Below are 10,290 nucleotides of genomic sequence, written 5' to 3' on the forward strand. Positions count from 1 at the left end.
TCAAGCTCCAGGAGTGGGTGCGGGTCACCGGGGCCCGGCTGGTGGTGGTCTTCGAGGGCCGGGACGCCGCGGGCAAGGGCGGCGCGATCAAGCGGGTGACGGAGTATCTGAACCCGCGCATCGCCCGGGTCGCGGCACTGCCGACGCCGACCGAGCGGCAGCGGACGCAGTGGTACTTCCAGCGTTACGTCGAGCAGTTGCCGGCCGCCGGCGAGATCGTGCTGTTCGACCGCAGCTGGTACAACCGGGCCGGCGTGGAGCGGGTGATGGGCTTCTGCACCGACGAGGAGTACTGGCAGTTCCTGCACCAGTGCCCGACCTTCGAGCGGATGCTCATCGAGGCGGGCATCCTGCTGCGCAAGTACTGGTTCTCGGTCAGCGACACCGAGCAGGAGGCGCGCTTCCGGGCCCGGCTGGGGGACCCGATGAAGCGCTGGAAGCTCTCCCCGATGGACGTCGAGTCGATCACCCACTGGGAGGACTACTCGCGGGCCAAGGACGAGATGTTCGGCCACACGGACGTCCCGGACTCGCCGTGGCACGTGGTGGAGAGCGACGACAAGCGCCGGGCGAGGATCAACATGATCGCCCACCTGCTCTCCACCGTCCCGTACCACGAGGTCACCGCGCCGAGGATCGACCTGCCGCCCCGCCCGGCCCCGCGCGGCTACCAGCGGCCCCCGCGCGACCTGCAGAAGTACGTTCCGGACCACGCGGCGAAGCTGGGCTAGGACGTGGTCCCGCGGATCCCGTCGGACGGGTCGCGCCGCCGCGGTCCGCGCAGGCGCCCCGGGGCTGTCACGGCCCTCGCATAGGCTTCCGGTGTGGACGAACCGGACCTCTTCACCGCCGCCGCCGAGGAACGCCAGGCCAGGGAGCCCGGGCGGGCCCCGCTGGCCGTGCGGATGCGCCCGCGCACGCTGGACGAGGTGGCCGGGCAGCGGCAGCTGCTGAAACCCGGCTCGCCGCTGCGCCGGCTGGTCGGGGGCTCGCGCGGGCCGGCCGCCACCAGCTCGGTGATCCTCTGGGGCCCGCCCGGGACGGGCAAGACCACCCTGGCGCACGTGATCAGCCAGGCCGTGGAGGGCCGCTTCGTCGAGCTGTCCGCGATCACCGCCGGGGTCAAGGAGGTCCGCGCGGTGATCGACGGCGCCCGGCGGGCGGTCGGCATGTCCGGCCGGGAGACGGTGCTGTTCCTGGACGAGATCCACCGCTTCTCCAAGGCGCAGCAGGACTCGCTGCTGCCCGCCGTGGAGAACCGCTGGGTCACCCTGATCGCCGCGACCACCGAGAACCCCTACTTCTCGGTGATCTCCCCGCTGCTGTCGCGCTCGCTGCTGCTCACCCTGGAGTCGCTCACCGACGAGGACGTCCGCGCCCTGCTGCGCCGGGCGGTGGCCGACGAGCGCGGCCTGGAGGGCGCCCTGGAGCTCACCGGGGAGGCCGAGGACCACCTGGTCCGGCTGGCCGGCGGGGACGCCCGGCGGGCGCTGACCACCCTGGAGGCGGCCGCCGGGGCGGCGCTGGAGAAGGGCGAGCCGAGCATCACGCTGGCCACCACGGAGACGGCCGTGAACCAGGCGGCGGTGCGCTACGACAAGGACGGCGACCAGCACTACGACGTGGCGAGCGCGCTGATCAAGTCGATCCGGGGCAGTGACGTGGACGCCACGCTGCACTACCTGGCCCGGATGATCGAGGCGGGGGAGGACCCGCGCTTCATCGCCCGCCGGCTGATGATCTCCGCCAGCGAGGACGTCGGCCTGGCGGATCCGACGGCCCTGCAGACGGCGGTCGCGGCCGCCCAGGCGGTGGCCCTGATCGGCTTCCCGGAGGCGCGGATCATCCTCTCCCAGGCGGCGATCGCGCTGGCGCTGGCGCCCAAGTCCAACGCCGCCTATCTGGCGATCGACGCGGCGCTGGCGGACGTCCGGCAGGGCCTGGCGGGGGCCGTCCCGCCGCACCTGCGGGACGCGCACTACGGGGGCGCGGGCAAGCTGGGCCACGGGCGGGGCTACCAGTACCCGCACGACCTGCCGGAGGGCATCGCGGCCCAGCAGTACGCGCCGGACGCGGTGCACGGCAAGGAGTACTACCGGCCGACCCGCCGCGGCGGCGAGGCCCGCTACGCGGACGTGGTGGAGTGGACGCGGGGGCGGCTGCGGGGGGAGTGAGCCCCGCCGGGGGGCGGGTGATCGGCCTCCCGGGCTGCCGGTATACTCGATCGGAGTGCCATGTCCCGGGACGGCGGCGGGGGAGACCCCACCGACCGGCCGCACCAGCGGGGCAGTGGCCGTAGGCCTCCTCCGGGAGGTCCGCACCAGGAGCGTCGCGCACCGTTATCGGTGTCGCGGGCGGCCGGACACCCGGCCGGCCCGTGTGACAAGCACTTCCGTGCCCGGCTCCGGAGAGCGGCTGATCGCGTCCGCGCAGGCGGCGTGGTTTTCTCCGGGTCGCGACGTGCGACCTCCGTCAACACCTGGTGAAGCCGTATTCGTAAGCAAGGAAGGTTTGGTTCATGGCGAACCAGAAGCGCCCCAAGGTCAAGATCGCGCGTGCGCTCGGCGTGCCGCTGACCCCGAAGTCCGTCAAGTACTTCGAGGCCCGCCCGTACCCGCCCGGCCAGCACGGCCGTGGTCGCAAGCAGAACTCGGACTACAAGGTCCGTCTGCTCGAGAAGCAGCGTCTGCGCGCCCAGTACGACCTGAGCGAGAAGCAGATGGCGCGCGCGTTCGACCGCGCGAAGAAGGCCGAGGGCAAGACCGGTGAGGCGCTCGTCGCCGAGCTGGAGACCCGCCTCGACGCCCTGGTCCTGCGTTCGGGCATCGCCCGCACCATCTACCAGGCCCGTCAGATGGTCGTCCACGGCCACATCGAGGTCAACGGCGGCAAGGTCAACAAGCCGTCGTACCAGATGAAGCCGGGCTTCGTGGTGACCGTCCGCGAGCGCAGCAAGGAGAAGGTCCCGTTCCAGGTCGCCCGTGAGGGTGGCTACGCGGGCGAGGGCCAGACCCCGAAGTACCTCGAGGTCAACCTGAAGGCCCTGGCCTTCCGCCTGGACCGTGCGCCGCAGCGCAAGGAGGTCCCGGTGATCTGTGACGAGCAGCTGGTCGTCGAGTACTACTCGCGCTGACCCGCGGCGGTTCCGCTCCGGCGGTACCACAGCGAGCCCCCGTCGCCTTTCGAGGCGGCGGGGGCTCGTCCCTTTTCCGGGGTGTGTCCCCGGTGTCCCCGGGATGCCCCCGGGGCCGGGTCGGCAGCGGCTCTCAGAGGTCCTCGCCGGTCATCGCGGCGGCCATCCGCAGGTGCGGGCGGGCCTCCGCGGCGCGGCCGCGGCGCTCCAGGGTGCGGCCGAGCATCAGCCGGGCGTAGGCCTCGGCCGGGTCGGCGTCGAGGATCCGGCGCAGCTCCTCCTCGGCGCGGCCGAGCTGGGCGGAGTGGTAGTAGCTGCGGGCCAGCAGCAGCCGGACGGAGAGGTTGCCCGGCTCCTCGGCCAGCACGCCCTCCAGCAGGCGGGCGGCGTCGGTGTACGCCTTGGACTCGAAGTGGAACGTCGCGAGGCGGTACTCGTCGGCGGTGGTGGTCACGGCCACGGTGGGCTCCTTCCGGGTGGTTCCTCGCCCCCTCCAGCAATGGACAAGTTTCAACTATTCCGCACCGGCGAGGGCGCCGGCGCGGGTGGCACCGAGCAGGGCCCGGGGCCGGGCTCAGGCCCGTCCGCAGAGCCCCCGCCGCCCAGCGCCCGGGAGACCGCCGCGTCCAGGTCGAGCCGGGCGCCGGCCTCGTAGCAGTCCTGGTACTCCTGCTCGGTGAGCCCGGCCCTGGCGCGCTCCGCGCACTCCTGGTGCGGGCCGAAGAAGGACCGCGAGCCCAGGAACGGCAGGCCGACCGTGCGCCAGATCCGGTGCGCCGCGCCCTGCAGCACCCGGGCCTCGCGCAGGTCCCCCGGTTCCCCCGGGCCGCCGGGCTCGGTCTCCAGCAGCGCCAGCAGGTCGATCGCCAGCACGATGCCCAGCAGGTCGTGGAACAGGTGGTTCAGCCGGACGCTCTCCCGGGCCAGCGCACGGGCCGAGCGGACGGCTCCGTCCATCCAGTGCGAGTACGCCATCGCGTACAGCACGTAGGCGTACGCCCACTGCTCGCCGTGCTCCTCGCACAGTTCGCGGGCCTGCCCGAACCACAGCTCGCCGCTCTCCACGTCCCCCTGGAACAGGTAGGCGACGCCCAGCTCGAACATGGCCATCACGACGTTGCTGTTCAGCTCGCCGATCGTCCGGTAGTGCCAGAGCGCCTCCTCGAACAGCTCGGCGGCGCGGTCCGGTTCGTCGCCGATCAGGGCCGCGCAGCCCTGCCGGTGGACGGCGTAGGCGAGCGCCCGGTCGTCGCCGGTGTCCAGGGCCTGGCGGCGGCACTCCTCCAGGGCCGGGCGGGCGGTCGCCAGGTCGCCCTGCAGGGTGGCCATGTAGCCCGTGACCCAGAGGGCCTTGGCGCGGGCCTCGGTGGGTTCGCGGTCCAGGGCGAGCGCGCGGTCCAGCCAGTGCCGGCCCTCGCCGAGGTGGCCGCAGCCGACCCAGTAGAACCAGAGCGTGCCGGCCAGCAGCAGGGCGATCTGCTCCTCGCCGGGCTCGGCCAGGCAGAACTCCAGCGCCGCGCGCAGGTTGGTGTGGGCGAGTTCGGTGCGCTCGGCGGTCTCGGCCTGCCGGGGGCCGAACCACTCGACCTCGCCCCAGGTGGCCACCCCCAGGTACCAGTCCCGGTGGCGGCGCAGCAGCCGCTGCTCCTCGCCGGCGGCGCGCAGCCAGTGCGAGCCGTAGTCGCGCAGGGTGTCCAGCAGCCGGAAGCGGACGCCGAAGCTGCTCTCCTCGCGCAGGACCACGGACTTGGCGACCAGCTCGTCCAGCAGGTCGAGGACGTCCTCGGCGTCCAGGCCGTCCCCGGCGCAGAGGTACTCGGCGGCGTCCAGGTCGAAGCTGCCGGCGAAGACCGAGAGGCGGGCCCAGAGTAAACGTTCCTGCGCCGTGCAGAGCTCGTGACTCCAGCCGATCGTCGTCCGCAGCGTCTGATGCCGGGGCAGAGCCGTCCGGGAGCCCCCGGTGAGCAGCCGGAACCGGTCGTCCAGCCGGGCGGTGATCTGCTCCACCGACAGCGCCCGCAGCCGCCCGGCCGCCAGCTCCACGGCCAGCGGGATGCCGTCCAGCCGCCGGCAGAGCAGCCCCACCGCCTCCGCGTTGGCCGCCGTCACCTCGAAGGACGGCAGCACCGCCCGGGCCCGGTCGGCGAACAGCCGCACCGCGTCCGGCAGCGCGTCCGACCCCACCCGGCCGACCGGCAGCGGCCCCACCGGCAGCGGGGCCAGCGTGTGCAGGTGCTCGCCGCAGGCCCGCAGCGGAGCCCGGCTGGTCGCCAGCACCCGCACGCCCGGCAGCCCCCGCAGCAGCGCCTCCGTCAGCTCCGCGCACGCCGCCACCAGGTGCTCGCAGCCGTCCAGCACCAGCAGCAGGCGCCGGCCGGCCAGCCGCTCGGTGAGGACGTCCATCGGCGGGCGGGCGGTGCCGTCGGTCAGCCGCAGCGCCTCCAGCACGGCGTGGCCGAGCAGCAGCGGGTCCTGCACCGGGGCCACCTCCACCAGCCAGGTGCCGTCCGGGAAGGCGCCGGCCGCCCGGGCCGCGGCCCGCAGCGCCAGCCGGCTCTTGCCCACCCCGCCCGGGCCCGTGACGGTCACCAGCCGGGCGCCCGCCAGCAGCCTCGCCAGCTCCGTCAGCTCCCGCCGCCGCCCGACGAAGCCCGTCACCTCGGCCGGCAGCCGGCCGGGCTCCGGCTCGCGCGGCCACACCCCGGGCTCCCCGGGTTGTGCTCTCCAGTCGCCGGCCAAGCGGTGCTCCCCGTGGTCCCGGCCCGGACCCTCGCGGTCCGGGCCTGCGTCGGGCCGTACGGGCGACGGCCCGCCTGGCAGAACGAGGTGACCGGCCGGTGGGTTACGCGCGGGTTCGCACACCCGACCGGATCGGCGGGCCGGCGTCCCCCGCGGCGGCGGGCGCCGACCCGGTCCGGAAACCGGGCCCGGGCGCGATAGGGTTCCGTTCTGGAGAACAGCAAGGCGAGGGAGCGCGCAAAGGTGTCCGTGGGAGAGCTGGCCGGATTGCTCGTCGCCGTGTTCTGGGCGGTCCTGGTCACCCTGCTTGCCGTGGTGCTGGTCCGCCTCTCGCGGGTGCTGAAGGAGGCCGCCGTCCTGGTCTCCGCGGTCACCGAACAGGCCGTCCCGCTGCTGACCGAGGCCGGTGCCGCCGTGCGCAGCGCCAACGAGCAGCTGGAGCGGGTCGACGAGATCACCGCCAACGTGCAGGACGCCGCCGCCAACGCCAACGCCCTCTCCTCCACCGTCGCCGCCACCCTCGGCGGGCCGCTGGTGAAGGTCGCGGCCTTCAGCTACGGCGTCCGCAAGGCCGTCGCCAAGCAGCAGGGCGGCCAGCCGTCCGTGCCGCTGCAGGGCGGCGAGCGCGAGGAGCTGGCCCGGCTGGTCCGGGCCGAGGTGCGCGCCGCGACGGCGCCCAGGAACGGCCTGCTCTCGCGGGTCCGGCGCGCGGTGAGGGGCTGACGGCATGGTGCGACGCGTCTTCTGGATGGCGGTCGGTGCCGGTGCCACCGTCTGGGCCATGAACAAGGCCAACGAGGCCGTGCAGCGGCTCACCCCGGACAACCTCTCGGGCACCGCGGCCCGCGGTGCGCTGCACCTGGGCGACCTGGCCAAGCAGTTCGCCCAGGACGTGCGGGCCGGCATGGCCGAGCGCGAGGAGCAGCTGCGCGACGACCTCGGACTCCGCGGCACCGCCGTCGTCGAGCCCCGGCGCCGCCGAGCGCTCCGGGGCGAGCCGCAGTACCGAGCTATCTCGGCGGCGCCCGGCAGCCCGGCCGCCGCCCTGCCTCCGTCCAGCAGTGCCCGCAAGACCCCCCAAGCCATGGAAGAAACGCCCCGCCGCGCCCTGCCGCCGCGGGGCGGCACCCCGAACCGGAAGGACCACTAATGGAGTCGGCTGAGATCCGCCGCCGCTGGCTGCGCTTCTTCGAGGAGCGCGGCCACACCGTCGTTCCGTCGGCGTCCCTGGTCGCCGACGACCCCACCCTGCTGCTCGTCAACGCCGGCATGGTGCCGTTCAAGCCCTACTTCCTGGGCGAGGTCAAGCCGCAGTTCTCGCGCGCCACCAGCGTCCAGAAGTGCGTGCGCACCCTGGACATCGAGGAGGTCGGGAAGACCACCCGGCACGGCTCCTTCTTCCAGATGTGCGGCAACTTCTCCTTCGGCGACTACTTCAAGGAAGGAGCCATCAAGTTCGCGTGGGACCTGCTCACCACCCCCGTCGCGGACGGTGGCTACGGCCTGGAGAAGGAGAAGCTCTGGATCACCGTCTACAAGGACGACGACGAGGCCGAGCAGATCTGGCGTGACGTCATCGGCGTGCCCGCCGAACGGATCCAGCGCCTCGGCATGAAGGACAACTTCTGGTCGATGGGCGTCCCCGGCCCGTGCGGCCCGTGCTCGGAGATCAACTACGACCGCGGCCCCGCGTACGGCGAGGAGGGCGGCCCGGCCGTCAACGGCGAGCGCTACCTGGAGATCTGGAACCTGGTCTTCATGCAGTACGAGCGCGGCCACGGCGACGGCAAGGACGGCTTCGAGATCCTCGGCGACCTGCCGAGCAAGAACATCGACACCGGCCTCGGCCTGGAGCGCCTCGCCGCCATCCTGCAGGACGTCGACAACCTCTTCGAGATCGACACCAGCCGGATGATCCTCGACCGCGCCGCCGAGCTCACCGGCCACACCTACGGCGCCGACCACAAGTCGGACGTCTCGCTGCGCGTCGTCACCGACCACATCCGCACCGGCCTGATGCTCGTCGGCGACGGCGTCACCCCCGGCAACGAGGGCCGCGGCTACGTGCTGCGCCGCATCCTGCGCCGCGCCATCCGCAACATGCGCCTGCTCGGTGCCACCGGCCCGGTCGCCAAGGACCTGATCGACACCGCGATCAAGGCGATGGCCCCGCAGTACCCGGAGCTGGAGGCCGACCGCAAGCGCATCGAGACGGTCGTCGTCGGTGAGGAGGCGGCCTTCCTGCAGACCCTGAAGGCCGGCACCAGCCTGCTGGACGCCGCGGTCACCGAGACCCGGCAGGCCGGCGGCGCCGTCCTCTCCGGCGACCAGGCCTTCAAGCTGCACGACACCTACGGCTTCCCGATCGACCTCACCCTGGAGATGGCCGAGGAGCAGGGCCTCCAGGTCGACGAGGCCGGCTTCCGGCGCCTGATGCAGGAGCAGCGGGACCGCGCCAAGGCGGACGCCAAGGCGAAGAAGATGGGCCACGCCGACGTCGCCGCGTACCGCGAGGTCGCCGACACCTCCGGCGCCAGCGTCTTCACCGGCTACACCCTCACCGAGGGCGAGGCCACCGTGGTCGGCCTGCTGGTGGACGGCGTCCCGGCGCCGGCCGCCTCCGAGGGCGACGAGGTCGAGATCATCCTCGACCGCACCCCCTTCTACGCCGAGGGCGGCGGCCAGCTCGCCGACCACGGCCGGATCCGGCTGGAGTCCGGCGCGGTGGTGGAGATCCGCGACGTGCAGCAGCCCGTCCCGGGCGTCGTGGTGCACTCCGGCGGCGTGCTGTTCGGCGAGGTCGTGCTCGGCGCCTCGGCGTACGCCACGATCGACGTCGAGCGCCGCCGGGCGATCGCCCGCGCCCACTCGGCCACCCACCTGACCCACCAGGCGCTGCGCGACGCGCTCGGCCCGACGGCCGCCCAGGCCGGCTCCGAGAACGCCCCCGGCCGCTTCCGCTTCGACTTCGGCTCGCCCGCCGCCGTCCCCGGCAGCGTGCTGGTCGACGTCGAGCAGAAGATCAACGACGTGCTGGGCCGCGAGCTCGACGTCACCGCCGAGGTCATGACGATGGACCAGGCCCGCAAGGCCGGCGCCATCGCGATGTTCGGCGAGAAGTACGGCGACGAGGTCCGCGTCGTCACCATCGGCGACTTCTCCAAGGAGCTGTGCGGTGGCACGCACGTCGGCAACACCGCCCAGCTGGGCCTGGTGAAGCTGCTCGGCGAGTCCTCGATCGGCTCCGGCGTGCGCCGGGTGGAGGCGCTGGTCGGCGTCGACGCGTACAAGTTCCTGGCCCGTGAGCACACCGTGGTCGCCCAGCTCACCGAGCTGGTCAAGGGCCGCCCGGAGGAGCTGCCGGAGAAGATCTCCGGCATGCTCGCCAAGCTCAAGGACGCCGAGAAGGAGATCGAGCGCTTCCGCGCCGAGAAGGTGCTGGCCGCCGCGGCGGGCCTGGCCGACTCGGCCGAGGACGTGCACGGCATCGCCGTGGTCGCCGCTCAGGTCGCCGACGGCGTCGGCGCCGACGAGCTGCGCAAGCTCGTCCTGGACGTGCGCGGCCGCCTCGGCGCGCGCCCGGCCGTGGTCGCCGCGTTCACCGTCGCCAACGACCGGCCGCTGACCGTGATCGCCACCAACGAGGACGCCCGCGGCCGCGGCATCAAGGCCGGCGAGCTGGTCCGCGTCGCCGCCAAGACCCTCGGCGGCGGCGGTGGCGGCAAGGACGACGTCGCCCAGGGCGGCGGCTCGAACCCGGCCGCCGTCGGCGAGGCCGTCGCCGCGGTGCGCGCCCTGGTCGCGGAGCGCGCCTCCTGATGGAGTTCGAGGAGAGGCCCTTCCGGCGCGGGCGGCGGATCGCCGTCGACGTCGGTGACGCCCGGATCGGGGTCGCGTCCTGCGACCCCGACGGGGTGCTCGCCACACCCGTGGAGACCGTCCCGGCCGGAGTGAAGTCGCAGGCCAGGATCGCCGCCATCGTCGAGGAGTACGACGCGATGGAGGTGATCGTCGGGCTGCCCCGCTCGCTGAGCGGCAAGGAGGGCCCGGCGGCGGAGAAGGTCCGGGCGTACGCGGCGCGGCTGGCCAGCCGGCTCTACCCGGTGCCCGTCCGGCTGGTCGACGAGCGGATGTCGACCGTCACCGCCACCCACGGGTTGCGCGCCTCGGGCGTCAAGGCGAAGAAGGGCCGCTCGGTCGTCGACCAGGCCGCCGCGGTGGTGATCCTGCAGACCGCCCTTGAGTCCGAACGGGTGAGCGGACGCCCGCCCGGTGAGAGCGTCGAGGCGGCGGGCTGACCGGCCTGTTCTAACGTCCCGGTGAGGGGTCCGTGCGCGGGCCGCCGGCGAGCACCCCGACTGGGCGGAGTACCGCGCGGTGATGGTCGCCGACCGCCGCGTCCTGCTGACCATCCCGGT

The 10,290-nt window shown here is 73.5% G+C and carries 9 protein-coding genes and 1 pseudogene; 8 read left to right on the forward strand and 2 right to left on the reverse strand.

Annotation, left to right across the window (positions count from 1 at the left end; all coding sequences use genetic code 11):
* From ppk2 to rpsD, 3 genes are all read left to right on the forward strand, one after another.
* Positions 1-731 (forward strand): polyphosphate kinase 2 (gene ppk2, locus AB0N04_RS38125; RefSeq protein ID WP_363365735.1); only part of this gene is annotated, 731 nt, incomplete at its 5' end.
* A 93-nt stretch (positions 732-824) separates the two neighbouring features.
* Positions 825-2,174 (forward strand): replication-associated recombination protein A, encoded by a 1,350-nt coding sequence (locus tag AB0N04_RS38130; RefSeq protein ID WP_360208908.1) that lies wholly within the window; start codon positions 825-827, stop codon positions 2,172-2,174.
* A 344-nt stretch (positions 2,175-2,518) separates the two neighbouring features.
* The gene (gene rpsD, locus AB0N04_RS38135) at positions 2,519-3,133 is read left to right on the forward strand and encodes a 30S ribosomal protein S4 (protein ID WP_360208910.1); all 615 of its coding nucleotides are present in this window, start codon (positions 2,519-2,521) and stop codon (positions 3,131-3,133) included.
* Positions 3,134-3,266: 133 nt separating this feature from the next.
* Here rpsD and AB0N04_RS38140 read toward each other — a convergent pair whose 3' ends face one another.
* Positions 3,267-3,593 (reverse strand): tetratricopeptide repeat protein, encoded by a 327-nt coding sequence (locus AB0N04_RS38140; RefSeq protein WP_360208913.1) that lies wholly within the window; start codon positions 3,591-3,593, stop codon positions 3,267-3,269.
* Positions 3,594-3,643: 50 nt separating this feature from the next.
* Positions 3,644-5,833: a regulator gene (locus tag AB0N04_RS38145; RefSeq protein ID WP_363365738.1), complete on the reverse strand. Its 2,190-nt coding sequence runs from the start codon at positions 5,831-5,833 to the stop codon at positions 3,644-3,646.
* Positions 5,834-6,115: 282 nt separating this feature from the next.
* Here AB0N04_RS38145 and AB0N04_RS38150 point away from each other — a divergent pair, with 282 nt between their 5' ends.
* The 5 genes and pseudogenes from AB0N04_RS38150 to AB0N04_RS38170 all read left to right on the forward strand — a co-directional run.
* The gene (locus AB0N04_RS38150) at positions 6,116-6,595 is read left to right on the forward strand and encodes a DUF948 domain-containing protein (protein ID WP_360208918.1); all 480 of its coding nucleotides are present in this window, start codon (positions 6,116-6,118) and stop codon (positions 6,593-6,595) included.
* A 4-nt stretch (positions 6,596-6,599) separates the two neighbouring features.
* Positions 6,600-7,022 (forward strand): DUF6167 family protein, encoded by a 423-nt coding sequence (locus tag AB0N04_RS38155; protein WP_360208920.1) that lies wholly within the window; start codon positions 6,600-6,602, stop codon positions 7,020-7,022.
* Positions 7,022-9,691: an alanine--tRNA ligase gene (gene alaS / locus AB0N04_RS38160; RefSeq protein ID WP_360208923.1), complete on the forward strand. Its 2,670-nt coding sequence runs from the start codon at positions 7,022-7,024 to the stop codon at positions 9,689-9,691. The genes AB0N04_RS38155 and alaS overlap by 1 nt, the downstream gene beginning before the upstream one ends.
* On the forward strand, positions 9,691-10,170 hold the full coding sequence (ruvX, locus tag AB0N04_RS38165) for a Holliday junction resolvase RuvX (RefSeq protein WP_360208926.1): 480 nt from the start codon (positions 9,691-9,693) through the stop codon (positions 10,168-10,170). The genes alaS and ruvX overlap by 1 nt, the downstream gene beginning before the upstream one ends.
* A 40-nt stretch (positions 10,171-10,210) precedes the next feature.
* Positions 10,211-10,290: pseudogene (locus AB0N04_RS38170) on the forward strand (PPOX class F420-dependent oxidoreductase); the annotation flags it as partial.

The organism is Kitasatospora sp. NPDC051702, from assembly GCF_040681575.1.
GTDB lineage: Bacteria > Actinomycetota > Actinomycetes > Streptomycetales > Streptomycetaceae > Kitasatospora.

What these genes read in the sequence shown, in the direction of transcription:
- rpsD (WP_360208910.1), top strand. Translation starts at nt 2,519, where the DNA reads ATGGCGAACCAGAAGCGCCCCAAGGTCAAGATCGCGCGTGCGCTCGGC.
- AB0N04_RS38155 (WP_360208920.1), top strand. Translation starts at nt 6,600, where the DNA reads ATGGTGCGACGCGTCTTCTGGATGGCGGTCGGTGCCGGTGCCACCGTC.
- alaS (WP_360208923.1), top strand. Translation starts at nt 7,022, where the DNA reads ATGGAGTCGGCTGAGATCCGCCGCCGCTGGCTGCGCTTCTTCGAGGAG.
- ruvX (WP_360208926.1), top strand. Translation starts at nt 9,691, where the DNA reads ATGGAGTTCGAGGAGAGGCCCTTCCGGCGCGGGCGGCGGATCGCCGTC.